This window comes from Cellulosimicrobium sp. GQ32 (genome assembly GCF_059758455.1).
In genome coordinates, this window is the sequence record NZ_JCAXEP010000002.1 from 286,163 (window position 1) to 311,131 (window position 24,969).

At 74.4% G+C, this 24,969-nt stretch carries 26 protein-coding genes; 11 read left to right on the plus strand and 15 right to left on the minus strand.

What is annotated here, in order from left to right; genetic code table 11:
* The first annotated feature begins 4 nt into the window (after positions 1-4).
* Both AC6CH9_RS04985 and AC6CH9_RS04990 read left to right on the plus strand, forming a co-directional pair.
* Positions 5-790 carry a class I SAM-dependent DNA methyltransferase gene (locus AC6CH9_RS04985; protein WP_498153924.1) on the plus strand — a complete coding sequence of 262 codons (786 nt, stop codon included), beginning with the start codon at positions 5-7 and terminating at the stop codon, positions 788-790.
* A 12-nt stretch (positions 791-802) separates the two neighbouring features.
* Positions 803-1,279 carry a hypothetical protein gene (locus AC6CH9_RS04990; protein ID WP_498153925.1) on the plus strand — a complete coding sequence of 159 codons (477 nt, stop codon included), beginning with the start codon at positions 803-805 and terminating at the stop codon, positions 1,277-1,279.
* 25 nt (positions 1,280-1,304) lie between these two features.
* On the opposite strand, the gene AC6CH9_RS04995 is transcribed toward AC6CH9_RS04990, so the two are convergent.
* Complete coding sequence (locus AC6CH9_RS04995) at positions 1,305-2,063, minus strand: DinB family protein (protein WP_498153926.1); 759 nt, start codon at positions 2,061-2,063, stop codon at positions 1,305-1,307.
* Positions 2,064-2,325: 262 nt separating this feature from the next.
* Here AC6CH9_RS04995 and AC6CH9_RS05000 point away from each other — a divergent pair, with 262 nt between their 5' ends.
* Complete coding sequence (locus AC6CH9_RS05000) at positions 2,326-2,850, plus strand: putative immunity protein (protein WP_498153927.1); 525 nt, start codon at positions 2,326-2,328, stop codon at positions 2,848-2,850.
* Between the two features lie 46 nt (positions 2,851-2,896).
* Here the strand turns inward: AC6CH9_RS05000 and AC6CH9_RS05005 are convergent, their stop codons facing one another.
* Positions 2,897-3,319, minus strand: coding sequence for a hypothetical protein (locus tag AC6CH9_RS05005; protein ID WP_498153928.1), 423 nt, complete (start codon positions 3,317-3,319; stop codon positions 2,897-2,899).
* A gap of 227 nt (positions 3,320-3,546) precedes the next feature.
* On the opposite strand from AC6CH9_RS05005, the gene AC6CH9_RS05010 reads away from it, so the two are divergent.
* The 7 genes from AC6CH9_RS05010 to AC6CH9_RS05040 all read left to right on the plus strand — a co-directional run bounded on the left by AC6CH9_RS05010 (position 3,547) and on the right by AC6CH9_RS05040 (position 10,065).
* Positions 3,547-4,119, plus strand: a complete 573-nt coding sequence (locus AC6CH9_RS05010) for an NUDIX domain-containing protein (protein ID WP_498153929.1) — start codon at positions 3,547-3,549, stop codon at positions 4,117-4,119.
* 118 nt (positions 4,120-4,237) lie between these two features.
* The gene (locus tag AC6CH9_RS05015) at positions 4,238-4,711 is read left to right on the plus strand and encodes a hypothetical protein (RefSeq protein WP_498153930.1); all 474 of its coding nucleotides are present in this window, start codon (positions 4,238-4,240) and stop codon (positions 4,709-4,711) included.
* A 221-nt stretch (positions 4,712-4,932) separates the two neighbouring features.
* Entirely contained in the window at positions 4,933-5,637 is a 705-nt protein-coding gene (locus AC6CH9_RS05020) for a histidine phosphatase family protein (RefSeq protein ID WP_498153931.1), read from the plus strand.
* A gap of 113 nt (positions 5,638-5,750) precedes the next feature.
* A complete protein-coding gene (locus AC6CH9_RS05025) occupies positions 5,751-6,812 on the plus strand; it encodes a tyrosine-type recombinase/integrase (protein WP_498153932.1) in 1,062 nt (353 codons plus the stop codon).
* Positions 6,813-6,845: 33 nt separating this feature from the next.
* Positions 6,846-8,309 (plus strand): outer membrane protein assembly factor BamB family protein, encoded by a 1,464-nt coding sequence (locus AC6CH9_RS05030; RefSeq protein WP_498153933.1) that lies wholly within the window; start codon positions 6,846-6,848, stop codon positions 8,307-8,309.
* Between the two features lie 129 nt (positions 8,310-8,438).
* A complete protein-coding gene (locus tag AC6CH9_RS05035) occupies positions 8,439-8,708 on the plus strand; it encodes a DUF7218 family protein (protein WP_498153934.1) in 270 nt (89 codons plus the stop codon).
* A 103-nt stretch (positions 8,709-8,811) separates the two neighbouring features.
* A complete protein-coding gene (locus AC6CH9_RS05040; protein ID WP_498153935.1) occupies positions 8,812-10,065 on the plus strand; it encodes a phospholipase D-like domain-containing protein in 1,254 nt (417 codons plus the stop codon).
* A 37-nt stretch (positions 10,066-10,102) separates the two neighbouring features.
* Here the strand turns inward: AC6CH9_RS05040 and AC6CH9_RS05045 are convergent, their stop codons facing one another.
* The 10 genes from AC6CH9_RS05045 to clsA all read right to left on the minus strand — a co-directional run bounded on the left by AC6CH9_RS05045 (position 10,103) and on the right by clsA (position 20,721).
* Positions 10,103-10,945: an MBL fold metallo-hydrolase gene (locus AC6CH9_RS05045; protein ID WP_498153936.1), complete on the minus strand. Its 843-nt coding sequence runs from the start codon at positions 10,943-10,945 to the stop codon at positions 10,103-10,105.
* Positions 10,946-11,024: 79 nt separating this feature from the next.
* The gene (locus AC6CH9_RS05050; RefSeq protein WP_498153937.1) at positions 11,025-14,423 is read right to left on the minus strand and encodes a pyruvate carboxylase; all 3,399 of its coding nucleotides are present in this window, start codon (positions 14,421-14,423) and stop codon (positions 11,025-11,027) included.
* 206 nt (positions 14,424-14,629) lie between these two features.
* Entirely contained in the window at positions 14,630-15,220 is a 591-nt protein-coding gene (locus AC6CH9_RS05055; RefSeq protein ID WP_047234765.1) for a MerR family transcriptional regulator, read from the minus strand.
* A gap of 216 nt (positions 15,221-15,436) precedes the next feature.
* Positions 15,437-15,928 (minus strand): bifunctional nuclease family protein, encoded by a 492-nt coding sequence (locus AC6CH9_RS05060; RefSeq protein WP_021482354.1) that lies wholly within the window; start codon positions 15,926-15,928, stop codon positions 15,437-15,439.
* A gap of 88 nt (positions 15,929-16,016) precedes the next feature.
* A complete protein-coding gene (gene ftsR, locus AC6CH9_RS05065) occupies positions 16,017-16,778 on the minus strand; it encodes a transcriptional regulator FtsR (protein ID WP_498153938.1) in 762 nt (253 codons plus the stop codon).
* Positions 16,775-17,257: an FHA domain-containing protein gene (locus AC6CH9_RS05070; RefSeq protein ID WP_047234767.1), complete on the minus strand. Its 483-nt coding sequence runs from the start codon at positions 17,255-17,257 to the stop codon at positions 16,775-16,777. The genes ftsR and AC6CH9_RS05070 overlap by 4 nt, the downstream gene beginning before the upstream one ends.
* Before the next feature lie 176 nt (positions 17,258-17,433).
* Positions 17,434-18,810: a DUF881 domain-containing protein gene (locus AC6CH9_RS05075; protein ID WP_498153939.1), complete on the minus strand. Its 1,377-nt coding sequence runs from the start codon at positions 18,808-18,810 to the stop codon at positions 17,434-17,436.
* The gene (locus tag AC6CH9_RS05080) at positions 18,807-19,139 is read right to left on the minus strand and encodes a small basic family protein (RefSeq protein WP_021483549.1); all 333 of its coding nucleotides are present in this window, start codon (positions 19,137-19,139) and stop codon (positions 18,807-18,809) included. The genes AC6CH9_RS05075 and AC6CH9_RS05080 overlap by 4 nt, the downstream gene beginning before the upstream one ends.
* Entirely contained in the window at positions 19,136-20,107 is a 972-nt protein-coding gene (locus AC6CH9_RS05085; protein ID WP_498153940.1) for a DUF881 domain-containing protein, read from the minus strand. Before AC6CH9_RS05085 ends, AC6CH9_RS05080 begins: the two co-directional genes overlap by 4 nt.
* Entirely contained in the window at positions 20,104-20,721 is a 618-nt protein-coding gene (gene clsA / locus AC6CH9_RS05090) for a cardiolipin synthase ClsA (RefSeq protein ID WP_498154122.1), read from the minus strand. The genes AC6CH9_RS05085 and clsA overlap by 4 nt, the downstream gene beginning before the upstream one ends.
* Positions 20,722-21,120: 399 nt before the next feature.
* On the opposite strand from clsA, the gene AC6CH9_RS05095 reads away from it, so the two are divergent.
* On the plus strand, positions 21,121-23,034 hold the full coding sequence (locus AC6CH9_RS05095; protein WP_498153941.1) for a DEAD/DEAH box helicase: 1,914 nt from the start codon (positions 21,121-21,123) through the stop codon (positions 23,032-23,034).
* A gap of 101 nt (positions 23,035-23,135) precedes the next feature.
* Here AC6CH9_RS05095 and AC6CH9_RS05100 read toward each other — a convergent pair whose 3' ends face one another.
* From AC6CH9_RS05100 to AC6CH9_RS05110, 3 genes are all read right to left on the minus strand, one after another.
* Positions 23,136-23,630, minus strand: coding sequence for a PH domain-containing protein (locus AC6CH9_RS05100; RefSeq protein ID WP_336722892.1), 495 nt, complete (start codon positions 23,628-23,630; stop codon positions 23,136-23,138).
* A gap of 63 nt (positions 23,631-23,693) precedes the next feature.
* Positions 23,694-24,548 carry an ATP phosphoribosyltransferase gene (gene hisG, locus AC6CH9_RS05105; RefSeq protein ID WP_047234218.1) on the minus strand — a complete coding sequence of 285 codons (855 nt, stop codon included), beginning with the start codon at positions 24,546-24,548 and terminating at the stop codon, positions 23,694-23,696.
* A 109-nt stretch (positions 24,549-24,657) separates the two neighbouring features.
* On the minus strand, positions 24,658-24,921 hold the full coding sequence (locus AC6CH9_RS05110) for a phosphoribosyl-ATP diphosphatase (RefSeq protein WP_024839663.1): 264 nt from the start codon (positions 24,919-24,921) through the stop codon (positions 24,658-24,660).
* Positions 24,922-24,969 lie beyond the last annotated feature (48 nt).

Sequence of the window (24,969 nt, forward strand, 5' to 3'; positions counted from 1 at the left end):
CACGATGACGGACTCCCGCACCGACCTCGCCGGCACCGACCAGGAACGCCTCTGGGACGCCGGCGCCGCAGCCCGGTACGACACCCCCGGCGAGGGCATGTTCGCACCCGACGTCCTCGACCCCGCCATCGACCGGCTCGCGGCACTCGCAGGCCGGGGGAGCGCGGTCGAGCTCGCCGTCGGCACCGGCCGGGTCGCGATCCCGCTCGCCGCGCGCGGTGTGCCCGTCACCGGCATCGAGATCTCCCGGCACATGGTCGCCCGGCTGCGCGAGAAGGCCGACGAGACGACCCTGCCCGTCGTCGTCGGCGACATGGCCACCGCCCGGGTCCCGGGGGAGCACACGCTCGTCTACCTCGTGTACAACACGATCTCGAACCTGCTCACCCAGGACGCCCAGGTCGCGTGCTTCCGCAACGCCGCCCGCCACCTCGCCCCCGGAGGCCGGTTCGCCGTCGAGCTCTGGGTCCCCGAGCTGCGCGCCCTCCCGCCCGGCCGCACCGCGACCGTCTGGCACGACGAGCCCGGCTACCTCGGCGTCGACACCTACGACGTCCTGCACCAACGCGTCGTGTCCCACCACGTCCGGTTCGACGACGACGGCCGCGCCGAGGTGGGACGCACGCCCCACAGGTACGTCTGGCCCGCCGAGCTCGACCTCATGGCCCGCCTCGCCGGCCTCGAGCTCGAGACCCGGCACGCAGGATGGGCGGGGGAGCCGTTCACCGCCGAGTCCCGCTCCCACGTGTCCGTGTACCGGCGCCCGCCGCATCCCTCCTCGGCGTCGTGATATCCCAGCCCGATGGACCAACTCCGTCGTCGCACCCGACCCGTCGTCCTCGCCACCGCCGTGCTCGCCGCCCTCACCGCCTGCTCCGGCGCGGTGACGGCCCACGACCTCGTGACCCGCCTCGCCGACGAGCCCGTCCCCGACGACGCCCTCCCCGGCACGATGACGCCCGACGAGATGGACCCCGACTCGGCCCGACGCCTGGGCGAGCTCGACGGGGTCACCTTCTACACCGGGACCGGCAGCCGCGACGGGCAGGACGTCGTCTGCCTCGTCACCGTCGTGCCAGGAGACACCCCGCAGGACGACGCGGGAGCCGCCACGTGCGGCCTCGTCACCGACCTCGACGACTCCGACCTCCCGCTCAGCCTCCTCGCCCCGGACGGGACGCAGGTCACCGCGGTCCTCGTCCCCGACGGCCTCCCCACCGATGGCGACCTCACCCGCGTCACACCCAACCTCGCCGCCGTGGTCTCACGCACCCCCTGAACCCCGTGGGCTCAGGCCGCCCCGCTCACCCTCCGGACGACGCCTCGATCGTGTCCAGGTCGCGCACCGCGAAGCGGTGGTGCTCCCACTCCTCCTCGAAGATCACGTGCACGCACGACAACGTCGTCTCGGGGTACTGCGGTGACCACGGGTTGCGCCGCACCACCGCCAGCGCTTCGGGCGTCACGCCCGCCAGGAAGTCCCGCACCATCGCCACCCGGCCCGCGCGCGCCTCCAGCACCTCCGCGTACGACGGCGTCCCCGTCACGAACAACGACACGTCCAGCCCGTCCTCCGCCGCCTGCGGGCCCGCCTGCCCCAACGGGTGGAACGGCTGCTCCACCTCCAGCACCGCCCGCCCCAACCACGCGTCCGTCGCCAGCACCAGGTGCCGCAACGTCTGCGCGAACGACCACTCGCCGTCCACCGACACGTCCACGGCGCTCGCGGGCAGGGCCGCCGCCCGCTCGAGCGTCGCCGCCCACGTCCGCTCCAGCGCCGCCCACGCCGCGCGCAGCCCCTCCGGGTCGCCCGCCCGACGCAGCTCCCGCCCCGGGAACCGGCGGTCCAGCTCCGCCTCCACGAAGTCCGTCACGTCGACCCCGTTCACGCGGAAGGTCGCGTCACCGTCCGCGAGCCACGGCGCGTCGACGTCCAGCCCCTCCACCTGCACGCCCCGCATCACCACTCCGGACAGGTCGGACTCCACGAACCGCGCACCCCGCAGGTCTACGCCGTCGAACGTCGCGCGCCGCAGATCGTCCGAACGGGTGAACCGGGCCATGAGCGCCTCCTCGTGGATGTGACCCGCCCGAGAGCCCGACCAACCCGGGGGAGAGGCCCTGACGTGGCGACAGCGCCACGCACGGGTACCGGGTAGGGGAGAGGCGTGCGCCTCGACGAGCGGGGACGACGAACGCACCGTACGCCGCCCCACCCACACCCACCAGACGACCACGCGGCCACCGCGCCCCACACCGCCGCCCCGACACCGTTCCCCCGGACACGGGCTGGTCGGCGGGCACCGAACCGGGGAGCATCGGACCATGCCGATCCTGCCCGCCGAACGCGACCCCCGACTCGTCACCGTCCGCCGAGGCGGCACGCTCACCGACGACCACCACCGCCAGCTCGCCCGGTGGGCCGTCGAGTGCACCGAGCACGTCCTGCCGATCTTCGAGGACGCCCGACCCGACGACACCCGACCCCGCGACGCCCTCGACGTGGCCCGCGCCTGGATCCGCGGCGAGGTCCCCATGAAGACCGTCCACAGCACCGCCTTCGTCGCGAACGCCGCCGGGCGCGACCAGCCCGCACCCGTCAAGTACGCGGCGCTCGCGGCCGGGCAGGCGGTGGCGGTCGCGCACGTCGCGGCGCACGACCTCGGCGCGGCCGCGTACGCGATCCGGGCAGCGGCCGCCGACGCCGCGGCGCGGGGCGAGGACCCCGAGGCGGTGCGCCTCGCGGAGCGGGACTGGCAGCGCGAGCGCATCCCGGCGGAGCTGCGCGAGCTCGTCCTCGACGACCAGCGGCGCCGGAGCTCGATCTGCTGGGACGTGTTCGACGACTGAGGCCGGGCCGGTCGTCGGAACGCGGGCCGGTCGGGTGTCCCAGGCCTCAGCGCAGGAGGTCGTCGTACGTGGCGAGGGGGATGCGGCCCTCCGCCGCGGCAGCGACGTCCTCGTCGCCGGCCACGAGGACGTCGGCCTGGAGCACGGCCACCGCCACGTACTCGGCGACCGTCGTGTCGTCCGCGTCGAGCTCGCGGGCGATCCGCCACGCCGTGGCCCGGGAGACACGGTCGCCGAGCAGGCGGATCTTCAGCGTGGCGATGCCGTCCAGGCGGGCGCGCGCCGTCTTCTCGTCCAGGACGCCGCGGCGCACGTCGCGGTAGAGCATCGAGAGCGCGTGGCTGCGCAGCACGGCAGGGCCGACGAGCGGGCGACGCGCACCGAGGCCGACGTCGTCCCGCACGAGGCGCAGCGCGGTGACGGCGTCGATCGCGCACCGGGTGGACGGTTCGAGAACGACGGATCCCATGGCAGCCAGTAGACACCCGAGGACCCACGACGGCCCGGGAACCGCCCGTGGGAGCGAGCGAGACGCCGGAGCGGTGTGAGAAGCGGGCAGGTCTGGGACGGAGCGCTCCGTGCGGGGCTGCATGGGATCGGTGCGCGACGATCTGTCGGCACGGTCCGCAGGTAGCTCAGGCGCGCGCGGTCGGCCCACGTCGCAGCCCGGTTGCGGGGAGCCCTTAGGGTCGGGCTGTGGCTGAGCCGTGGGTGACGACAGTGACCGCGTTCGCGATGACACGCATGGATCGGGGGTGGCTGATGATCCGGCACGAACGACTCGGCGTCACGAGCTGGGAGCTGCCGGGCGGTCACGTCGAGCGTGGCGAGACGCTCGAGGAGGCTGCGGCGCGCGAGACGGCTGAAGAGACCGGGGTAGCGGTCGAGGTCGGTCGCTTGGTCGCCACCTGCGTCCACGAGTGGCACGAACGACGCCGGCGCAAGCTGGTCTGCTTCTTTGACGCGACAGCGGTCGGTGGCGATGTGCCCCGGGCGCCGGAGAACGAGCCAGGCGTCCTCGAGGCGGCATGGGTCGATCCGTTCGCGCTGGACGTGGTGAGCCCGTTCATCGCGCCGTTGATCGAGCAGGAACTCGCCGGCTGGCCGAACGAGCCGATCTCGTTCGTGATGACACACCGCATCAACGGTGACGGGCTCTGGGCGCCGGCTCCGGTCCTCACTGAGGCCCGGGTGGAACGAGCAACACGGAGTCGTGGAACGGGTGACGGCCGGCGCAGCGTCTCTGCGGGCGATGGCACCGGAGGCTGACCTTCTGTGGTGACGACCGGCACTGGTCGGAGCGCCGATAATGTACATTATGTCATTTCGCCGGAAGAGAGGTGGCCTCCGACGCATCACGAGGATCCCTCGCACGCTCCCCTTCGACATGAGCACGTCGACGTACGCACCCCGGCTCGCCACGCACCGCCCTGCCGCCCGTACCGCGGACCGGAGCGACGGCAGGCGGCTGCTCGCGGGCCTCGTGGCGCTCGCGCCGTCCCGGGTGTCGTCAGGAACCGTCTCCGGGACGTTCGCCGCGACGTCACCGTTCGCCGAGCTCGCTCCGGACGGACGTCCGCCTCGACGGGTCGTCGCGACGATGCTGGCGACGCTGGCCTGGGTCCCGGTGCTCGCGCTGACCCTCGTGGCCTTCGCCGTCGTCGGCGTCGCGGCAGGCCTGGCGACCGCTGCCGTGTGGTGTTGGCGCTCGGTGTCCCCCGCGCGGGTGCCGCAGGCCGGGCCGAGCGACGCCGACGCGCCCCGAGGCGAGCTCGAACCGCCGGCCGCCTCGACGGCTGCGGCGGTCGGGCCCCGCGGGCGACGCCTGGTGCGGGACCGCACGCTGGGCTACGATGCCTAGAATCGGACATACAACGCAAACCATTGTGTTTAGGTCAACAGCGTGGTGACGCACCGCCGATGCCCGGCGTGACCACCGCACGGCCCATCCTGTCGCAGCGCCGCCTCGTACGAACCGTCCCCCGGACACACCTCGGGCACGTCCCCCCGGCGTCCCCCGCTCGCGCGCTTGCTCCCGCGTCCAGGTCTCCCGCCACCCCGCGCATGTGCCAGCCTGGGCACGTGCCCGACGCCGACGGTCCCTGGACGCCCTTCCCTCCCCCGCCGCTGCCCGACGTCGTCGGCGCGCGCGAGCGCACGGTGCACGTCGTGACGCACCCCGAGGCGACGCACCACGTCGAGGGTCTCGTCGGCGGCGTCCACGACTCCGACCTCACCACGACCGGCATGCGGCACGCGGCTCTGGTCGCCGCGGCGCTGCGAGCCCGGGTCCCGCGCGACGCCGCGGTCGACGTCGTCACGTCCGACCTCCTGCGCACACGCCGCACCGCGACCGCGATCGGCGAGGCGCTCGGCATGCCACCACGGCTCGACGCCCGGTTGCGCGAGGCGTCCTACGGAGACGCGGGCGGGCGTCCGCAGGCGTGGCTCGACGCGCGGTTCGTCCCACCGCCGGCGGTGGGCGACCGCCTGCGGCACGACGTGGGCGTCGCGGGCGCGGAGACGAGGCTCGACGTCGCGCTGCGGGTGTACGCCGCGACGACGGACCTGCTCCGCCACGCCGTGGACCACCAGGTGGTCGTCACGCACGGGTTCGCGGCGACGTTCGTCGTCGCGGCATGGATCGGGATGCCGGTCGAGGCCGCGGGGCACGTCGCGTTCCCCGTCGCCTCCGGGAGCATCACGACCCTGCGCGAGGACGGGTTCTTCCACAACCGCGCGGTGCTGTCCGTCGGGGACGTCGCGCACCTCGACGAGGGGCACTGAGCCGTCGACCCCGAGAGTTCCGGCGTCGGTGCAGGTCAGGGCGCTGCCCGGCCGTGTCGTTGTCGGTGGCACGACCTAGGCTGGCCGCGACCGCACCTGAAGGAGGCTCGCTCATGGTCGCCCCGCCCCGCCTCGAGCGGATCACCGTCGCCGAGGCGGCCGACCGCTACCTCGCGTCCGTCGCCGCGCAGACCCTGCGCGGCGTGCTGTCGCCGACGACGCGTCGCAGCTACGAGCGGGACGTGGCGGAGTTCACGCGGCTCGCGGGCCCGGACCGGGTGCTGGACGACGTCGCCGGCGAGGACGTCGACGACGTCCTCCTGCGCTACCAGACCACTCCCGACGGCCGGTACGCGGACGCGTCCCGCAAGGAGGGCGGCTCGGGCCGCTCCGCGGCGACGGTCAACCGCTTCCGCCAGTCGGTCACGCGCTTCTTCTCCCACGCGGCCCGCGAGGGCTGGGTCCAGGCCGACCCGATGCAGTGGGCCTCTCCCCCGGCCCGCCTGCGCGACGGGCTGCGCGTCGCGCGCACGGCGCTGTCCGCAGGCTCCGCGGCGTCGCTGCTCGAGGTCTCTGCCGCACGGGCGCCGGGAGACCCGGCCGCGGGACGCCGCGACCAGGACCTCCAGGTCCGCGACCGCCTCGTCGTCGCGCTACTGCTCGTCCTCGGCCCCCGCGTCTCCGAGCTCGAGCGCGCGAACCTCGACGACTTCTCCCGCGAGCCCGACCAGACACGCTGGCGCATCCAGGGCAAGGGCGGACACGTCCGCACCGTGACGCTCTCTCCCCCGCTCGCCGCCGCGCTCGAGGAGTACCTGGAACGCCTGCGCCCCGCGCTCCTCGCCCGCCGCCCCGACGACCCGGACGCGCGGCGCGCGCTCCTGCTGTCCTGGCGCGGCCGTCGCATCGACGCGCAGGCGGTCCGCGGACTCCTGCGGCGGTGCGTCGCGCGCATGCCCGCGCAGTACCGGCGCGAGGCCACGCCGCACGCCCTGCGCCACACGACCGCGACCCTCCTGGCGGCCGAAGGATGGGACGTGAAGGTGGTCGCCGAGCTCCTCGGGCACGCGTCCATCGCGACCACGGGCGTGTACCTCGACCGGATCGAGGGCGAGCTCGCCGCCGCGATCCGCGCCCACCCGCTCTCCGCGGCGCTCGAGCCCGCCGAGACCTGACGCCCGCCTCGCGGGGCGCGTAGCGTCACCGGTATGGCCTCGCTCCACCGGGTGGAGCTCGTCCCGGACGACGAGCCCGCACCGACCGGGCGCGGCGCACCCGCGGAGGGGGCCCACGGGCCCGCGGCACCGGCCCGACGACGTGCCCTGCTCCTGCGCGTGGGGGCACCCCTCGTGGTGCTCGCCCTCGTCCTCGCCGCCGTCGGGACGTGGCGCACGGCCACCGCGGAGCGTGAACGCCTCGCCCTGCCCGGGTCCGTGGTCTCCCTCGCGGTCCCTCCCGAGCCGGCGTGGGAGAGGGACGCCGCGGCACCGCGGCTCGCCGTGGTCGGCGACGGCACGGTCCTCGCCGTGGTCACCGGCGACGGCGTGGAGGGACGCGACGTCGCGACCGGAACCCGGTCCTGGCGGGCGCTCGACCCGACGGCCTGGTGCGGCCCGGCCACGGGCGAGACGTCGGCCCCCGCGCCGCGACCCGTCGTCGTCACGTGCCTGACCGGCCCCGTGCTCGCGCCCGTCGCGCACGTCCTCGGCCCGGGCGGACCGACGACCGACCCGGTGCCCCTCGGCGACGACCTCGGCCGCGCGGTCCCCGCCCCCGGCGGCACGGTCCTGCGCTGGTCCCGCACCGGCGGCGTCGTCCACCTCGCGCTCCAGGACGCCCGGACCGCACAGGTGCGCTGGCGGCAGGACGTCGAGCCGGACGACGCGGGACGCACCGCGATGTGCCGGCCCCAGGTCGCGGGCCAGGCCGCGGTCACGGTCGAGGACGACCTCCTCGTCGTGCGCGGGTGCCGCCTCAGCGCATTCCTCACCGTCGCCGGGACCCGCCTGGACGCCCGCGGCGACGCGATCACGGCGAGCGTCACACCCCGTCCGGACGGCACGTTCTGGCGCACGACCGTCCGACCCCCCGACCGTACGGGGGCCACCCAGCTCGTCGCCCCGGACGGGACGGTCCTGGCCTCTCTCGCCGGGCGCCTCCTCGTGCCACTCGTCGGACCCGGCAGCACCGCGACCACCTGGCTCGTCGAGACCCCGGGCGGGGTGCGCGCGCTCGCGTCACCGTCCGGCGGGGCCACGGACCCGCCGGACGAGCTGTGGCGCGTCGACCTGCCGGTCGCGCAGGCCGTGGCGCTCGCGGACGGCCGCGCGGTCCTCGCCACGGGCGACGCGCTCGTCGCCCTCGACGCCCGCACGGGCGAGCGGGTGTGGACGTGGCCGCGCTCCGCGTCGAGGTCGTCCGCGGGTGGCCTCGACGCCGGGCCGGACCTCGCGCGGGGCGTGACGGCCGCGTTCACGGACGGCGCCACCCTCACCGTGGTCGCCCCCGACCCCGACTCCCCGCGGCGCGCGCTCCTCGTGGGTCTGTCGCTCGAGGACGGGGTCGTGCGCTGGCAGGCCGGGTACGACGCGGACCCGCACGGCTTCGCCGCGGTGGCGGGGCGGGTCGTGCACGTGGACTCCAGCACGTCCCGCGTCACGGTGCTCGGGTGAGGCGCTCGGACGAGGCGCCGAGGTGAGACGCCCGGGTGAGGGTCCGCGTGCGAGTGGACGACGGCGGGGCGAGCCTGACGGGAGACCGGCCGCGCGCCGAGGTGGCCGGCACGAGACGAGGAGGGCGTCGTGCCGAAGCGTGACCCGGGACCGAGCGTGAAGGACCCCGAGCTGTACGAGAAGCTGCGCGACGAGGGCGACTCGAAGGAGAAGGCGGCGCGCATCGCGAACGCCGCGGCCGGGTCGTCTCGCAAGAACGTCGGCCGCAAGGGCGGCAAGGCCGGCGACTACGACGACTGGACGGTCGAGAAGCTGCGCAAGCGTGCCGCGGAGATCGGCATCGAGGGCCGCTCCTCGATGCGCAAGGCCGAGCTCATCAAGGCCCTCCGCTCGCACTGACCCGGGCTGTCGGAGAGCCCGGGAGCGGCCGGGGTGCGGGATCTCACCCGCGGCGCACCCGTCCTGCGGTCGCGCGCGGAGACGTGCCCGCTACGGTGAGTCCGTGCACCTGTCCGCCGACTCCGCCCTGCGCACCGCCCGCCGCCTGCTCTCCCGTGCGCTCGTGGTCGCCGTCGCGGCGCCGATCACGGTCGCGGGCGTGCTCGTCACCGCCGACGCGATCCGCAAGCGTCGCAACACGACCGAGGCGTCGTTCCCCCGCTCCTCCCCCGCCGACGTCGAGGTCGCGGGCACCACGACGACCGTCTTCACGTACGGCGAGGACGTCTACCGGGAGATGCTCGGCGCGATCCGCGGGGCGCAGCGCCGCATCCTGCTCGAGACGTACATCTGGAAGGCCGACGCGCTCGGCGAGGAGTTCAAGCAGGCGCTGGTCGAGGCGAGCGCGCGCGGCGTCGAGGTGTTCGTCGTCTACGACGGGTTCGCGAACCTCGTCGTCCCGCAGGCCTTCTTCGACCTGCCGGAGCCGATCCACGTCATCCGCTACCCCGTCTTCCGCCCCGGCGTGCTCATGCTCAACGTGCGCAAGTCGGGTCGCGACCACCGCAAGATCCTGGTGGTCGACGACGAGATCGCGTTCGTCGGCGGGTACAACATCGGCGCCCTGTACGCGACGCAGTGGCGCGACACGCACATCCGCCTCGTGGGCCCGAGCGCGTGGGAGCTGCGCAACGCGTTCGTCGACTTCTGGAACGCCAACCGCAAGCCGGGCCAGCCGCTGCTCGCCGACCCGGGGTCGGTGCACTGGGAGCCGCGCCTGCGGGCCGCGCGCAACGCGCCGGCGCACCTCGTCTTCCCGATCCGCGGCATCTACCTCGACGCCATCGACCGCGCGAGCTCGCACGTCTACATCACGCAGGCGTACTTCATCCCGGACAGGGAGATCCTCGCGGCGCTCCTCGCGGCCGCCGCGCGCGGGGTCGACGTGCGCGTCCTGGTGCCCGAGCGTTCCAACCACGTGCTCGCGGACTGGCTCTCGCGCGGCCTGTACACGGCGCTGCTCAAGGGCGGGGTGCGCATCCACCTGTACCGGGACGCGATGGTGCACGCCAAGACCGCGACCATCGACGGCGCGTGGACGACGATCGGGACGGCCAACATCGACCGGCTCTCCCTGACGGGGAACTACGAGGTGAACCTCGAGATCACCGACCCCGGGGTGGCCGAGCAGATGGAGAAGGTGTTCGACGTCGACCTGTCGAACTCGCGCGAGCTGACGCTCGGCGAGTGGGACTCCCGCTCGATGGCGGCCAAGCTCAGCGAGGTCGTCCTCACGCCCCTGCGCCCGCTGCTGTAGGCCTCGCGGGTGGGCGGCGGCGGGACCGGCGCCGGTCTCAGCGCGCCGGGTCGGAGCGCAGCGTGTCCGCCGCCTCCTCCTCGGGGCGTGGCGGCACGGTCTCGTCGGCCTCGAGCGGCGTCACCTCGCCGTACTCGGGGTGCTCGTCGCGCAGCGCGCGGGCCGCGGCGTCCCCGGTCCCGTCCAGGCTCCCCGCGGCGACATCGAGCGCCTCGCCGGGGGTGAGCGGCCGGTACGCGTACGTCCCGCCGGTGCGCTGCTCACCGAGGAGCCGGTCGACGAGACCGTGCCCGACCGCGGACAGCAGCGCGTCGTGGATCGGCACCACGACGCGCGGGTCGAGGCCGCGCACGAAGTCGATCGTCTCGGCGAGCTTGAGCCACGGCGCGGACACCGGTGCCAGGAGCACGTCGAGCCGCTCGCCCCCGAGCGCGTCGCCGTCCGGCGCGTCGAACGAGTCGCCGGGGTGCAGGAGCGTCGCACCGTCGCCTCGGACGAGATAGGTGACGTTGGCGATCCGGGGAACGTCGCGGTGGATCACCGCGTGCTGGCCGCCACCCACCACGACCTCCAGGCCGCCGAGGTCGAGACCGTCGCCGGGTACGACGACGTGCACGCGCGCGGAGGTGTCCTCCGGCAGGGAGGGACGCAGCGCCGCGACCACGGTCTCGGGCGCCCAGACCGTGAGCCCGGGCCGGGCCGCGAGGGCGGCACCGAGCGCGGGCGCATCGACGTGGTCCGGGTGCTGGTGGGTGACCAGCACGGTGTCGGCGTCGCGCAGCGCGCCCGCGGCGTCGCTGAACGTGCCCGGGTCGATCGCGACGACCTGACCGCCGTGCCGCACCGTGACGCACGCGTGGCCGTGGAACGTGACTCGCATGGATCCTCCTCCGCTCGCCGTGCCCGGCACGACGGCCGTCGCCTCAGGCTGCTACCCCCACCACGCGGGTGCCCACCGCTCATCCCACGACGAGGACCAGGTCGCCGCCCTCGAGCTGCTGCACCGCGCCGATCGCGACGCGCTGCACCGTGCCCGCGACCGGGGTCGTGATCGCGGCCTCCATCTTCATCGCCTCGACCGTGGCGACCGTCTGCCCGGCCTCGACGGCATCCCCGACGACGACGACCGGCGTCACCGCGCCGGCGAACGGCGCCGCGACCTGCCCCGGCTGCGTGGGGTCCGCCTTCTCGGCCGTGCGCGCGTCCACGTCGACCGCACGGTCGCGCACCTGGATCGGGCGCAGCTGGCCGTTGAGGGTGAACATGACCGTGCGCATCCCCCGCTCGTCGGGCGTGCCGATCGCCTCGAGCCCCACGAGCAGGCGCACGCCCTTGCCGAGCGCGACCGCGACCTCCTGACCCGGCTCGAGCCCGTACAGGTACGTCGAGGTGTCGAGGACCGACACGTCCCCGTACGCCTGACGCACCTGCTCGAACTCCTTGGTCGGGCCCGCGAAGAGCAGGTGGTTCAGCCGCCGGCGCCGCACCTCCCCCGGCTGCGCGAGCTCGGCCTCGTCGTCCGGCGACAGCGGCGTCACGCCGCCGCGCGCCGCCCGACCGGCGAGGGCGCGGGAACGGAACGGCTCCGGCCAACCGCCGGGCGGGTCGCCGAGCTCGCCCCCGAGGAACCCGATCACCGAGTCCGGGATGTCGAACGCCTGCGGGTCGGCCGCGAACTCGGCCGGGTCCGCGCCCGCCGCCACGAGGTGCAGCGCGAGGTCGCCCACGACCTTCGACGACGGCGTCACCTTCACCAGGCGCCCCAGGATGCGGTCCGCCGCCGCGTACATCGCCTCGATCTGCTCGAACTTGTCCCCCAGGCCCAGCGCGATCGCCTGCTGACGCAGGTTCGACAGCTGCCCGCCCGGGATCTCGTGCTCGTACACCCGCCCCGTCGGCCCGGGCAGGCCCGACTCGAACGGCGCGTAGAGGCGGCGGATCGCCTCCCAGTACGGCTCGAGGTCCGCGACCGCGGCCAGCGACAGGCCGGTGTCGCGCTCGGTGTGCTCCAGGCCCGCGACGAGCGCGGACAGCGACGGCTGGCTCGTCGTGCCCGCCATGGCGGCGCTCGCGGCGTCGACCGCGTCCACGCCCGCCGCCGCCGCGGCCAGCAGCGTCGCCATCTGCCCGCCCGACGTGTCGTGCGTGTGCAGGTGCACCGGCAGCTCGAAACGCTCGCGCAGCGCCGTCACGAGGCGCGTCGCCGCCGCGGGGCGCAGCAGCCCGGCCATGTCCTTGATCGCGAGCACGTGCGCGCCGGCCTCGACGATGCGGTCCGCGAGACGCAGGTAGTAGTCGAGCGTGTACAGGTCCTCGGCCGGGTCGAGCAGGTTGCCCGTGTAGCACAGGGCGACCTCGGCGACCGTCCTGCCCGTGGCGCGCACGGCCTCGATCGCGGGGCGCATCTGGTCGACGTCGTTGAGGGCGTCGAAGATGCGGAACACGTCGATGCCCGTCGCGGCGGCCTCCTCGACGAACGCCTCGGTGACGCGCGTCGGGTACGGCGTGTACCCGACCGTGTTGCGGCCGCGCAGCAGCATCTGGATCGCGAGGTTCGGCATCGCCTCGCGCAGCGTCGCGAGCCGCTCCCACGGGTCCTCGCCGAGGAAGCGCAGCGCGACGTCGTACGTCGCCCCGCCCCACGCCTCGACCGACCAGAGCTGCGGCGTGGCCCGCGCGACGTACGGAGCCACGGCGGCCAGGTCGTGCGTGCGCACACGCGTCGCGAGCAGCGACTGGTGGGCGTCGCGGAACGTGGTGTCCGTGACCCGCAGGCGCTGCTCGCCGCGCAGGGCGCGCGCGAAGCCCTCGGGGCCGAGCTCGAGGAGCTGCTGGCGCGTGCCGGGCGGAGGTGCGACCGACAGGTCGAGCGCGGGCAGCTTCGTCGCGGGGTCGGTGGTGCGCCGCGGCTCGCCGTGCGGGCGGTTGACCGTCGTGTCCCCCACGTACGCGAGCAGGCGCGTCCCGCGGTCGGCGCTCTCGCGCGCCGCGAGGAGCTCGGGCCGCTCGTCGATGAACGACGTCGCCACGTTCCCGGCGACGAACTCCGGGTCGGCGAGCACGGCCTGGAGGAACGGGATGTTGGTGCGGATGCCGCGGATGCGGAACTCGGCGAGCGCGCGGCGAGCGCGGCGCACCGCCGTCGGGAAGTCGCGGCCGCGGCACGTGAGCTTCACCAGCATCGAGTCGAAGTGGCCCGACACGACGGACCCGGCGGTCGCCGTCGCGCCGTCGAGCCGCACGCCCGCCCCGCCCGGGGAGCGGTAGGCGATGATGCGGCCCGTGTCGGGACGGAACCCGTTCGCCGGGTCCTCGGTCGTGATGCGCGTCTGGAGGGCGGCGCCGTTGACGCGCACGTCCTCCTGCCGGATCCCGAGGTCCTCCAGGGTCTCGCCCGACGCGATGCGCATCTGCGCGGACACGAGGTCGACGTCGGTGACCTCCTCGGTCACGGTGTGCTCGACCTGGATGCGCGGGTTCATCTCGATGAACACGTGCTGCCCGGCCCGCTCGCCCACGGTGTCCACGAGGAACTCGACCGTGCCCGCGTTCTGGTACCCGATGTGCCGGGCGAACTTCACCGCGTCCGCGCACAGCGCGTCCCGGATCGCCGGGTCGAGGTTGGGTGCGGGCGCGATCTCGACGACCTTCTGGTGTCGGCGCTGCAACGAGCAGTCCCGCTCGTACAGGTGCACGACGTTGCCTGCGCCGTCCGCGAGGATCTGCACCTCGATGTGCCGCGGGCGCAGCACCGCCTGCTCGAGGAACACCGTCGGGTCGCCGAACGCGCCGTCGGCCTCACGCATCGCGGCGGCCAGCGACTCGGGCAGGTCGTCGCGCGTGTCCACGCGACGCATGCCACGTCCGCCTCCACCCGCGACGGCCTTGACGAACACGGGGAACCCGATCGCGTCCGCCGCCGCGACGAGCTCGTCGACGTCCGACGACGGCTCGCTCGACGCCAGCACCGGCAGCCCGGCCTCGCGGGCGGCCTTGAGCGCGCGCACCTTGTTGCCCGCGAGCTCGAGCACCTCCGGCGGCGGCCCGACGAACGTCAGCCCCGCGTCCGCGCACGCGCGCGCCAGGTCGGGGTTCTCCGAGAGGAACCCGTAACCCGGGTAGACCGCGTCCGCCCCCGCCTCGCGCGCCACGCGCACGATCTCCTCGATGTCCAGGTAAGCGCGGACCGGGTGACCGGGCTCTCCGATGAGGTATGCCTCGTCTGCCTTGAGCCGGTGCTCGGAGTTGCGGTCCTCCTGCGGGAACACCGCGACGGTGCGGGCCCCCAGCTCGTAGGCAGCGCGGAACGCCCTGACGGCGATCTCCGCGCGGTTGGCGACCAGGACCTTCGAGAACACCGGCACTCCATCCGTCGACCGTGCGGCGCCGCCGGGGAGGGCGTGACGCGCCGCGTACCGGGCGATCCTCCCACGGCCTCGTCGGGCAGGCCGTCGCACCGGCTGTGACGTGCTCCACAGGCCGGCGGGTGCCGCGACGCGCCGGCCGGGCGCCCTGGCCCGGACGGGACCGCCGATCCGTCCCCGGGTCGGCGGCGCTCGCGGCCTCAGCCGGCGGAGCGGGCCCGACGGCGCTGCGCGAGCTCGTCCTGCGGGCTCACCGCCGCGCCGTCCTCGTCGTCGAGCGACTCGGTGGGCAGCTCCGCGAGCGTGCCCTCGACCTCGCGCCACACCCGCCCGACCGCGATGCCGAACACGCCCTGACCGCCCTGGACGAGGTCCACGACCTCGTCGGGCGAGGTGCACTCGTACACGCTCGCGCCGTCGCTCATGAGGGTGATCTGCGCGAGGTCGTCGACGCCGCGCTCGCGCAGGTGCTCGACGGCAGTGCGGATCTGCTGGAGCGAGACCCCGGTGTCGAGGAGGCGCTTGACGACCTTGAGGACGAGGATGTCCCGGAAGCTGTACAGGCGGTGCGAGCCCGAGCCCGACGCGGGGCGGACGGTCGGCTCGACCAGCCCGGTGCGGGCCCAGTAGTCGAGCTGGCGGTACGTGATGCCCGCGGCACGGCACGCGGTCGGGCCGCGGTAGCCGGTCGTCGTGTCCTGCTCGGTGATGTCCTCCCCGAAGAGGAGGCCCTGCGCACCGTGCGGAACGGTCGCGCCGACACCGACGCTCGCCTCACCGCTGCTGTTCACTGTCGCCTCCTGGGGTGATGTCCACGACCACGCTATGGGCGCCGTCGGGGGTCGTCAACGACCGACGACCCGAGCGCGCGGGCGTGTCGCGCCCGTGCGTCCGGCGAGTCGGCCGCTCAACCCTCGACCTGAGGTCGAACGTCCGTGTTGTCCGTTGTGCCCGCAAGCCTCGACCCTCGCTCGACGGTCGGTCCCCCGGCGGTGCGGACCATCCACCTACTCGTCCACCGAGAAGTCCTCCGGCTGGACGTGGTCCAGGAAGTCGCGGAACTTCTCGACCTCCTCCTGCTGCGCGACGTCGACGACCTCGACCCCCGCCGTCGCGACGACCTCCGCCGAGCACAGCACCGGGCTGCCGGTGCGCACCGCGACCGCGATCGCGTCCGACGCGCGGGAGTCGAGCCGCACCCCGTTGCTCAGGACCAGCTCGGCGAAGAAGATGCCGCCGTCGAGCGCGACGATCTCCGCCCGTTCCAGCCGCACCCCGACCGCGTCGAGCAGGTCCCGCAGCAGGTCGTGGGTCATGGGCCGCGGCGTCGGCAGACCTGCCTGCGCCATCGCGATCGCGCTCGCCTCCCGCGGCCCGATGACGATCGGCACCACGAGCTCGGACGCGTCGTCGAGCAGCAGCACCACGATCTCCTGGTCGCGCTGCTGCTGACGGACCCCGAGCACCTCGACCGGGACCATCGGGACGTCGTCGCTCACCACACCACGGTACGTCTCCCGCCGGCATCCGGCAGGGGGTGGGGCGGGACCGCGCGGGCGCTTCGCGGACGGCGGACGGGCGGGTGCGTCAACGCGTGAGGTCGTCGATCCCCTGGCGCACGAACACGGTGTGCAGCTGCGCGCAGAGCTCGCCGACCTCCGAGGCCACGGTGCCCGCGTGGGCGCGCGCGGACGCGCTCTGCTGTCCGCGCCACGGCGAGACGACCTGGTGCACGAGGCTCACGTGCCGGTCGGCGGCGGTGCGCAGGGAGCGCAGGTGGCGTGGCTCGATGCCGTACTCCGAGAGCCCGGCGGCGAGCACGACCACGTCGAGCGAGCGTGCATCGAGCTGGCCCCCGGGCGCCTGGCGCAGGACGCCGGCCTCGATGAGTCCCTCGACGAGCTCCCGCTCCACCCCCGCCGCGGACACGAGCGCGTCGAGCGTGTAGCGCTGGCGGACGGCCGCCGCGCCGGGCTCGCCGTCGGTCGTCGCCAGGCGCGGGGCCAGGGCCTCGACGTCGGCGCCCGCGTCGAGCGCGGCGAGGCGCTCCTTGATGACCTTGAGCGGGAGGTAGCGGTCGCGCTGCTCGACGAGCACGAACCGCAGCCGCTCGACGTCCGCGGGGCTGTACTGGCGGTAGCCGGACGCGGTCCGCACGGGTTCGATGAGCCCCTGCTCCTCGAGGAAGCGCAGCTTGGAGTGGCTGACGTTCGGGAACTCCGCCCGCAGCGCGCGCAGCACGTCGGAGATCCGCATGGTCGCGCGACGCGAGATGCCCTGGGGCCATGGCTCCGCACCGTCGGCGGGCTCGGGGGCCGTGGCGTGCGCGGCGCCCGTCGAGGCGTTCACGACCGAGGGGCCGTGCCGCCCGCCGGTGCCCCCGCGTGCGGGCTGGCGTGGAACGTGAGCCGGTACTTGCCGATCTGCACCTCGTCGCCCGTCGAGAGCGCGACGGCGTCGATCCGGCTGCGGTTCACGTACGTCCCGTTGAGCGAGCCGACGTCCCGCACGAGGAAGTGCTCGCCCTCGCGCACGAACTCGGCGTGCTTGCGCGAGACGGTGACGTCGTCGAGGAAGATGTCCGCGCGCTCCGACCGGCCGGCGACGGTGCGCTCGGCGTCGAGGAGGAAGCGGGACCCCTGCCCGGGACCGCGCTGCATGATGAGCAGGGCGGAGTGGCGCGGCAGCGCCGCGACCGCGGCGTGCTCCTCGGGGCTCAGGCCACCGGGCTGCACGCCCTCCTCGATCGGGGCCTCGATCCGGCCGAAGCTGACCGTCGTGTCGCTACCCGCCCGGTTCGGCACCTCAGGACCGCCTGGGACACTCATCTCGCCTCCTCGGGGCTCACGCACGTCGTGCTCGACCTCGGAACACCGCACCACGGGGCCATGGCCCCGCCGTGCGGAACAGTGCTCGAAAACTACTACACCCGCAGGTCACGCGGTGCGCGCGACCCTCGGTCGTCCCAACCTACCCCGGCCTGCGGGGATGCGGGAAGCCGCAGTCACTCGTCGGCCGGGACCGGGGTCGCGTACTGCGGTGCCCCGGGCTCGACGGTCGCGGCGACCTCGACCCGGTCCTGCTGGGTGATCGTCGTGCGCGCCCCGTCCGCGCGCAGCGACGCCATCGCGCCGCCGGGGATCTCGAGGGCGGTCTCGAGCGTGGACGGGTCGCCGATGACGTTCCACCGGTACGGCGAGGTGATCGTCTGCCCGTCGACCACGACGCCGTCGGCCGAGTCCTCGAAGTAGCTGCTCGCGACGAGGCGGACCCCGTTGACCTCCATCGCCTCGGCGCCTGCGTTGCGCAGCTCCTCGAGCACGTTGAAGAGCGCGAACGCGTCGAGCGCCTCCGGGCCCTCGACGACCTCGATCTCGACGCCCGGACCCTCGGCAGGGAGGCGGCCGGACAGGATGCCGAGCGTCTCCGCCTGCTGCTCGGCGAGCTCGAGGGCGGCCCGCTCGCGCCCGGACCCGGACTGGAGCTCGTCCCGCGTCGACTCGAGGGAGGAGACCTGGTCCTCGAGCTCGCCGGAGCGCTGGGTCACGTCGTCGAGGAGGCGCACGAGGTCGCTCTGGCGCAGGGACGAGAGCTGGTCCTCCTGCGTCTGGCTCACCTGGACCACGAGCGCGAAGCCGAGCAGCGCGCACAGGACGCCGACGACGATCTGGGACCGGGACGCGCGGGGGCGCAGCGCGCGGCCGAGACCGCGCAGCCCGCGCGGCTCCGGTCGTGTCGGGGAGCCGTGGCGGCCCACGGCGCCGATCGTCCCCGTCGTCGCGGGGGGCTCCGTCGTCGCGGAAGGCATCGCGGGCGCCGAGGCGTCCGTCCCGGTCGCGTCCGTGGTGGCCGCGTCGTCGTCACCGTGCGGCGCGGCGTGCTGCGGGTCGTCGTCCGGTGCGAGGCCGTCGCCCGCCGGATCGTCCGGGGCGTCCCCGTCCTCGGAGCCGTGGTCGGCGCCGTCGCGCGGACCGGCCCCTGCCGAGTCGGCGTCCGGGTCCTCGTCGACGGAGGTGGTGTCGGCCACGGGCGGCTCGTCGTCGCCACGGTCGTCATCACGGACGTCGTCGTCGTCGCCTGCGTCCTGCGGCGCCTCGGGGCCGACGCCGCGCTCGGGTGCCGGATCGACCGCGGGATCGCGGTCGTCGGCGCCGGTCGCGTGCGGAGCGTCGGCCTTCCCCGGGGTCTCGGGCTCGGTCGCTTCCGCGGGGTCCGCGACGTCGGCGGGGTCCGGCAGCGAGGTCGCGACGTCGGCGGGGTCCGGCAGGGAGGTCGCGACGTCGTCGGTGGTCTCGGGAGCCTCGTCGGTGGTCGCGGAGTCCGGGGTCACGTCGTCGGTGCCCGGGTCGCGGGGGTCCTGGGGGTCGCGGGTCACGCTCACGCCTTGAAGATGTGGCGCCGGATCGCGGCGGCGTTGGAGAAGATGCGGATGCCGAGCACGACGACGACGGCGGTGGAGAGCTGGCTCCCGACGCCGAGCTGGTCGCCGAGGAAGACGATGAGGGCGGCGACGACGACGTTCGACAGGAACGAGACGAGGAAGACCTTGTCGTCGAACAGCCCGTCGAGGCGGGCGCGCAGGCCCCCGAACAGGGCGTCGAGCGCGGCCACGACGGCGATGGGCAGGTAGGGCTGCAGCGACACCGGCACGGTGGGTTGCAGGACGAGGCCCGCGACGATGCCCACCACCAGTCCGACGACTGCGATCATTCGACGATCTCCTGCCCTGTCTCGTGCGGTTGCGAGCCCGTCCCGGACTCGTCGGTCGTGCCGTCCGTCGTGCTGTCGGTGCTCCCGGCGGGCGTGTCGGAGTCTACGGTCGCCGCCGGTGCGTGCGCGAAGAACAGCGTGGGTGCGGACCGTCCGGGAAGGTCGAGACGGCTCTGCGTCGTCACGCTCGACCGGATGCCGTACTGGGTCCCGAGGATCTGCAGGTAGTCCGACGTCCCCGAGCGCAGGAGCGAGGTGCGCAGGGCGTCCGGGTCGCCGATCGCCTCGACCCGGTAGGGACCGACGAGGGGCTGCAGGTCGACGAGCACCGCGTCCCCGGCGGAGCGGATGGCCGACAGCCCGGTGAGGCGCTGGCCGTTGATCGCGACGGCCTCCGCGCCGCCGGCCCAGAGCGCGTTGACGACCCGCTGGAGGTCGGAGTCGTGCACGAGCGAGTTCGCGTCCACGGTGTCGGACGACAGGCCGCCGCTGGTGTCGTCGAGCGTGACGACGACGCCCTGGCCCTCGACCGCCTGCGTGCCGGTCAGCGCGCCCTCCTCCTGGAGGCCCTGGAGCACGTCCGCGCTCGCGCCGCTGAGCGCGGCGCCCTGGAGCTGCTCGATCTCGGCGGACAGCTCCGCACCGCGGGCGGTGAGCTCCTCGGCGGCGCCCTGCCGGTCGAGGATCTCCTGCTCCAGGGTCTCGCGGGCCGCGATGACGCCCGGCTGCGGGGCGCGCAGCTCGACCGCGGCCGCCGTCGTGACGACGCCGAGGACGACCGCGAGAGCGACGAGGGCCACGGTGCCCGTGCGGCCGCGGTGCGGCGACCGGCCCGCGGCGCGGCGCGCCGCGGCGTCCGCGTACCCGGGGTCGAGCGGGCGGTGCATGACCTCGTTGAGGAGCGTCATCGACGCGTCGACGGGGGCGCGGCGCGGGGCGCCGCCCGGGTCCGGACGGTTCTCGCTCACGGCGCCTCCTGCGTCGTCGTGCCGGTCTCGTCGGTGGCCGCCCGGTCGCGCACGACGAGCGCGCGCGTCTGCAGCACGTACTGGGCGCCCGCGAGCCAGTACAGGCCGACGCCCCACCAGGTGAAGGCCCATCCCGTGACCGCGGCGACGTCGCCCAGCCACCCGGGCATCTCGGCGAGGAGCAGGAGCGGGAACGCGTACAGCAGCGCGAACGTCCCGGCCTTGCCCGCGAAGCTCACCGGCAGGGGCCCGTACCCGTGGCGCGCCAGCAAGGGCAGCAGCGCGGCGAGGAGCAGGTCACGCCCGACGATGACCACGACGAGCCACAGCGGGACGACGTCGCGCCACGCGAGACCGAGAAGGGTCACGAGGATGAAGAGCCGGTCCGCGGCCGGGTCGAGCATCTGCCCGAGGCGGCTCACCTGGTCGAGGCGCCGCGCGAGGACTCCGTCGAGCCAGTCCGACGCCCCCGACACCGCGAGCACGACCAGCGCCCACACGTCGTGGCCGCGCACGATGAGGACCGCGAACACCGGCACGAGGAGCAGCCGCAGGAGGCTGATGACGTTCGGGACGGTCAGGACGCGGGAGCTGACCTGCTGCCCTGCTGACACACCCACCGCCCCGTGCTCACGTCGCGCCGGCGCGGCGACCTGCCGCGCGCGGACCATCCTACGTACCGGGCCCCCGAACCCCGGCCCTCATTTCGCGGCGCGGCGCCCGTCCCGGGTGGAAATCACCCGCTTCGTCCGGCCTGGCCGACCGGGGACGGCGACCGTGGGTGAGGGACGTCACCGGGTCCGCCCCGCTGCCCACCTCCGTCCTCCGGTAGGATGGCGATACCTCTGGAGTTCGTCGCTCGTCCCGCGTGTGTCCGTGAGAGCGGCCGTCCCCTCGATCATCCCTGATCGTCCTGGTGGCCGGCCTGGTGTGTTCGGGAGTGCGACCTGCGAGAACCGTCCTGGTGACCGCACGCCACTCCACACCCCGAAACGAACGGTCCTCACCCTTTCATGACTGCTGACGTCCTCGCGCCCTCGCACGCCCTCGACCAGTCCACCGACGCCGCCCCCGAGCGCGCAGAGCAGGCCCGCCCGGAGCCGACCGCCCCGACCGGACCCGTGTTCGCCGAGCTCGGCCTGCCCGCTCCTCTCGAGCGCGCCGTCGCCGACCTCGGCTTCGTCACGCCGTCCGCGATCCAGGCCGAGGCCATCCCGGCGCTCCTCGCCGGCCGCGACATCACCGGTGTCGCGCAGACCGGTACCGGCAAGACCGCCGCGTTCGGCCTCCCGCTGCTCGCCGCGATCGACCCGTCCCTGCGCCGCGTGCAGGCCGTCGTCCTGACCCCGACGCGCGAGCTCGCCATGCAGGTCGCCGACGCCGTCGAGTCGTTCGCGGCCCACCTGCCCAAGGTCGACGTCGTCGCCGTGTACGGCGGCTCCCCCTACCAGCCGCAGCAGCGGGCGCTCGCGGCCGGCGCGCAGGTCGTCGTCGGCACGCCCGGGCGCGTCATCGACCACATCGAGCGCGGCACCCTCGTGCTCGACGACGTGCGCTTCCTCGTGCTCGACGAGGCTGACGAGATGCTGCGCATGGGCTTCGCGGAGGACGTCGACACGATCTTCTCCCGCGCGCCCCGCGAGCGTCAGGTCGCGCTGTTCTCCGCGACGATGCCCGCCCCGATCCGCCGGGTCGCGAACGAGCACCTCACCGACCCGGTCGAGATCGCCGTCGCCCGCCAGTCCTCCACGGTCACGAGCGTGCGCCAGACGTACGCCGTCGTCCCGTTCCGGCACAAGACCGGCTCCCTCGTGCGCGTCCTGGCCACGTCCGACGCCGAGGCCGCGATCGTGTTCACCCGCACGCGCGGCGCCGCGGAGGAGGTCGGGTCCGCGCTCGTCGAGCGCGGCATCTCGGCCGCGACCATCTCGGGCGACGTCGCGCAGAAGGAGCGCGAGCGCATCGTGGAGCGTCTGCGCTCCGGTGCGCTCGACGTCCTCGTCGCGACGGACGTCGCCGCGCGCGGCCTCGACGTCGACCGCATCGGCCTCGTCGTGAACTTCGACCTGCCGGGCGAGCCCGAGGCCTACGTGCACCGCATCGGCCGCACCGGCCGTGCCGGGCGCACCGGAGAGGCCCTGAGCTTCGTCACACCGCACGAGCGCGGTCGCCTGCGCGCCATCGAGCGCACCACCCGCACCGCGCTCGAGGAGATCGAGATCCCCTCCCCCGCGGACGTCTCGGCGCACAAGGTGCGGGCCCTGCTCGGCCAGGTCCCCGCCCGCCAGGAGGCAGGCCGCCTGTCCATGTACGCCGACATGGTGCGCACGTTCCTCGCCGAGCACGACGTCGACCCCGTCGACCTCGCCGCGGCCATGGCGGCGCTCGCGGTCGGCGACGACGGCCCGCGTGCCCGCGAGGAGCAGGAGCGGTTCGAGGCCGAGCGTGCCGCGGCGCGGGAGCAGGCGAAGGCGCGCCGCACCGAGCGCACGGGCGAGCGTCCGCGCGGCGAGCGTGCGTCGGGACGTCGCGAGGGCGACGGCACACGCGGCATCCGCCGCGACGCCGTCGGTACTCGCTACCGCCTGTCCGTGGGCCACAAGGACGGCGTGATGCCCGGTGGGATCGTCGGCGCGCTGACGAACGAGGCCGGCCTGGCCGGGTCGGACGTCGGCAAGATCGACATCTTCCCGTCGTTCTCCCTCGTGGACATCACCGCGCCGCTCGACGCGGAGACGATGGACCGCATCTCTCGCGCCCGGGTCGCCGGGAAGGCGCTGCGCATCCGCCTGGACGAGGGCGCGCCCGCGTCGCGCGGGCCGCGCGGCGGGCACGGTCCGTCCGGTCGTCGCGACGAGCGTCGCGACCGCTTCGACCGTGCCGACGACCGGGGCGAGCGCAAGCCCCGCCACCGCACCGCGTACTGACGCTCCGGCGTCTGCCGCGAGGCGACGCGACGCGAGCAGACGAACGGCCCCGGATCCACTGGACCCGGGGCCGTTCGCGTACCGTTCCCTGCCGTCGCGTGTCAGGTGCGCGGTTCCTCGTGCGCCTCGCCGTGCGCCTGGACCAGGGCCGCGAGGCGCCGCGCCTCAGCGTCCCCGCGGGCGCCGTCGGCCCGCTGGATCCCCATGACGGCGAGCGTCGACCCGTCCGCGAGGTCCAGGCGCACCCACGCGTCGCCGCTGCCGAACCGGACCGACACGACCTGCGCCCACTCGAGCTCGCGCGTGTAGATGACGTTGCGCACCCGCAGCCCCTCGCGCGTCGGGACGGCGTGCACGCCCCCGAGACGCCACAGCAGCCACGCCGCGAACAACGCGAACGCCGCCAGCGACAGCCGGTTCACCCACGAGGTACCGAGCGGGCCCGTCGCGGACAGCCCGACGACGACGCACCCGCCGACGACCACGACACCGGTCGCCCACGCCGACACCAGCCCGAACCGGGGACGGAACGGCCGGTACGGGTCATCGCGGCGCTCCCCCGGCAGGCCAGGATCAGGGAACGGGTCGGTGCTCATGCCGCCACCGTCTCACACCCGCACGACGCTCACCGGCGCCTCTCCCGGGGGGGGTGAGCCGGGTCAGAGGCGGGACGCGTGGATCCGCGTCACGAGGATCGCGCGCGCCCCCACGTCGTACAGGGCGTCCATGACCTGGTTCGTCTGGTCGCGCCGCACCATCGCCCGCACCGCCGCCCAGTCACGGTCGTGCAGCGGGGAAACCGTCGGCGACTCCAAGCCCGGCGTGATCGCGACCGCGCGCTCCACGAGCGCGACGGGGACGTCGTAGTCCATGAGGACGTACTGGCGGGCCGTGAGCACGCCCTGCAGGCGACGGCTCAGCACCTCCACCCCCGCCGGGACGTCCGCCTCCGCGACCGCGCGCGGACGGATCAGCACCGCCTCCGACACGAGGATCGGGTCCCCGAACACCTCCAGGCCCGCACCCCGCAGCGTCGTCCCCGTCGAGACCACGTCCGCGACGACGTCCGCCACCCCGAGCTGCACCGCCGACTCCACCGCGCCGTCCAGGTGCACGACCGTGGCCTCCACCCCGTGCGAACGCAGGTGCCCCTCGACCAGCACCTCGTACGACGTCGCGACGCGCAGCCCCTGCACCTGCTCCAGCGACGTCACCGTGCCCGCCGGGGCCGCGTACCGGAACGTCGACCCGCCGAAGCCGAGCTGCATGTGCTCCACCGCGTCCGCACCCGAGTCCAGCAGCAGGTCCCGGCCCGTGATCCCCACGTCGACCGTGCCCGACCCCACGTACACCGCGATGTCGCGCGGACGCAGGAAGAAGAACTCGACGTCGTTGTCCGGGTCGGCCAGCACCAGCTCGCGCGAGTCACGACGCTGGCGGTACCCCGCCTCGCGCAGCATCTCGACGGCGGGCTCGGACAGGGACCCCTTGTTGGGGACGGCGATACGCAGCATGACAGGACCTTCGTTCAGGGGATCGGGCAGGGAGCGGGGAACGGCAGGGACGAGCGAGGGGCGAGCGGCGCTCGCGTCCGGGAGCGGGGACGCTCACCGGCACGGCCGCTCACAGATGCTCGTACACGTCCTGCAGGCTCAGACCCTTCGCCAGCATGAGGACCTGCAGGTGGTAGAGGAGCTGCGAGATCTCCTCCGCCGTCTTCACGTCGCCCTCGTACTCGGCCGCCATCCACACCTCGGCGGCCTCCTCGACCACCTTCTTCCCGATCGCGTGCACGCCGGCGTCCAGCTCCGCGACCGTGCCGGAACCGGCAGGTCGCGTCGTGGCCTTCTCGGACAGCTCCGCGAACAGGGACTCGAACGTCTTCACGCGCCCCAGGGTATCCGCCACCCGGGCGGGGCCGGGGCGCGGTCCGCC

Excerpts from the sequence above, each read along its gene's own strand:
- AC6CH9_RS04985 (WP_498153924.1), top strand. The coding sequence starts at position 5 with ATGACGGACTCCCGCACCGACCTCGCCGGCACCGACCAGGAACGCCTC.
- AC6CH9_RS04990 (WP_498153925.1), top strand. The coding sequence starts at position 803 with ATGGACCAACTCCGTCGTCGCACCCGACCCGTCGTCCTCGCCACCGCC.
- AC6CH9_RS04995 (WP_498153926.1), bottom strand. The coding sequence starts at position 2,063 with ATGGCCCGGTTCACCCGTTCGGACGATCTGCGGCGCGCGACGTTCGAC.
- AC6CH9_RS05000 (WP_498153927.1), top strand. The coding sequence starts at position 2,326 with ATGCCGATCCTGCCCGCCGAACGCGACCCCCGACTCGTCACCGTCCGC.
- AC6CH9_RS05005 (WP_498153928.1), bottom strand. The coding sequence starts at position 3,319 with ATGGGATCCGTCGTTCTCGAACCGTCCACCCGGTGCGCGATCGACGCC.
- AC6CH9_RS05015 (WP_498153930.1), top strand. The coding sequence starts at position 4,238 with ATGAGCACGTCGACGTACGCACCCCGGCTCGCCACGCACCGCCCTGCC.
- AC6CH9_RS05025 (WP_498153932.1), top strand. The coding sequence starts at position 5,751 with ATGGTCGCCCCGCCCCGCCTCGAGCGGATCACCGTCGCCGAGGCGGCC.
- AC6CH9_RS05030 (WP_498153933.1), top strand. The coding sequence starts at position 6,846 with ATGGCCTCGCTCCACCGGGTGGAGCTCGTCCCGGACGACGAGCCCGCA.
- AC6CH9_RS05045 (WP_498153936.1), bottom strand. The coding sequence starts at position 10,945 with ATGCGAGTCACGTTCCACGGCCACGCGTGCGTCACGGTGCGGCACGGC.
- AC6CH9_RS05070 (WP_047234767.1), bottom strand. The coding sequence starts at position 17,257 with ATGAGTGTCCCAGGCGGTCCTGAGGTGCCGAACCGGGCGGGTAGCGAC.
- AC6CH9_RS05080 (WP_021483549.1), bottom strand. The coding sequence starts at position 19,139 with ATGATCGCAGTCGTCGGACTGGTGGTGGGCATCGTCGCGGGCCTCGTC.
- AC6CH9_RS05095 (WP_498153941.1), top strand. The coding sequence starts at position 21,121 with ATGACTGCTGACGTCCTCGCGCCCTCGCACGCCCTCGACCAGTCCACC.
- AC6CH9_RS05100 (WP_336722892.1), bottom strand. The coding sequence starts at position 23,630 with ATGAGCACCGACCCGTTCCCTGATCCTGGCCTGCCGGGGGAGCGCCGC.
- hisG (WP_047234218.1), bottom strand. The coding sequence starts at position 24,548 with ATGCTGCGTATCGCCGTCCCCAACAAGGGGTCCCTGTCCGAGCCCGCC.